This window comes from Helicobacter sp. T3_23-1059, from assembly GCF_053654515.1.
On record NZ_JBSIUV010000138.1, the window covers coordinates 1 to 1,392 of the forward strand.

Here is a 1,392-nt window from a genome sequence, read left to right on the forward strand (position 1 = left end):
GGATTTTGCCTTTATGAGCGCATTCTATGGCATCAGATTCTAGCAGTGGATTTAATAGATTTTGTGCGTGCATTTTTGGTTTATCTTAAAATATTTAAGATTTGCTTATAATTTTGCGTGGCTTGCATATCCATATTGGATTTAGCTTCTTTTAGTTTGTCATTGATAGATTGCGACACATTAAAAGTAAAATCAAAGCACTGCTCCTTATCTAAGCAAAATAGATGATTTTCTAACAAAAATTTTATTACCTCTTGGTTAAAGTTCTCTTGGGCTACGAGAAGTAAATATGAACGACTTTGGGCTTTTTGCAAAGATATAAGAGTGTCTTTGCCAAGTTTGATTAGCATTTGCTTCATACCGACCATATCGCACTCTCTCATCATATCTACAAACGCACCATCAGAATCTATAAAATACCATCTAATAATTTGAGGCTCATCATTGCAACATTCCTCCTGTTTAAATTTTCCCCATTGCTCATTCCAATGTTGATAAATCGTAGATGGATTATTGACATTGCAAGATTCTTTGCTAAAGCAAAAACCAATACACACCACTACAACAATCAATGCTTTTTGCATTTTACTCCTTTGATATAATCTTTATATTGTTCTTTTGTCTCTTTAAGTGCTTGAATAATGTTTTTATAGCCAATTATCATTTTGTTGCCCACTTTTCGCATTTTCAAACTTAATCATTTGTATGTTTCACTTTTTATTTTATGATAAATTTTACCCTGTTTAAAAACAACATAGCCAAGTTTAGATTCTTTATAATGGCAGATTTCAATGGAATCTAAACTCAACTTAAAAACAGGGATTCCACACCAATCTACCTCTCCACGATACATAATTATTTTGTCGTTTCTCTCATCGCGCTCAAATATCCGCAAAATCCCACCATCGCATGCATTTCCCATAGGCATATCTTGAAATATCCACACTTCTCTAAAATCATTAAGTGTTGCATAAATTGCGAGGTTTGGGGCATATTCAAACTCACAATCTCTTTGATAAACATTTTTGTCATCAATAATAATACTACATTTGTCATACTTCGCATCTGTAATAAAAAACATAGACCTTGGTTCAAGTCTGCTTTGTATATTTTGCGAAATTTCATCTGCACTCAATAACGCCACGCTAAATGCGATAAATAGAGTTAAAATACACCTTTTCATTCTTATCCTTTATATTGTTCTAATCCTTTTTTAAGGCTTCTTCTTATTGCCAATCCAGCTTCACCTTTTGTCAAAATCCCATCTTTATTAGTATCTAATTTAACATTTTGGTTAGGCTCAATTTAACTTAAGCGGTTGTTTTCTTATCAATTTTAGCAAGATTTTATACAAATCTTGCTGTTTAATTTGAGTATTATACCTAAATTCTG

Annotated in this window: 2 protein-coding genes; both read right to left on the reverse strand. The window is 32.0% G+C overall.

Annotated features, from left to right (window positions below; all coding sequences use genetic code 11):
* Window positions 1-80: 80 nt before the first annotated feature.
* Entirely contained in the window at window positions 81-584 is a 504-nt protein-coding gene (locus tag ACWIX0_RS13580; protein WP_454174517.1) for a hypothetical protein, read from the reverse strand.
* 113 nt (window positions 585-697) lie between these two features.
* Window positions 698-1,183: a hypothetical protein gene (locus tag ACWIX0_RS13585; RefSeq protein ID WP_454174518.1), complete on the reverse strand. Its 486-nt coding sequence runs from the start codon at window positions 1,181-1,183 to the stop codon at window positions 698-700.
* Window positions 1,184-1,392: the final 209 nt, after the last annotated feature.

Coding starts and splice junctions, on each gene's coding strand:
- ACWIX0_RS13580 (WP_454174517.1), bottom strand. CDS start 584: ATGCAAAAAGCATTGATTGTTGTAGTGGTGTGTATTGGTTTTTGCTTT.
- ACWIX0_RS13585 (WP_454174518.1), bottom strand. CDS start 1,183: ATGAAAAGGTGTATTTTAACTCTATTTATCGCATTTAGCGTGGCGTTA.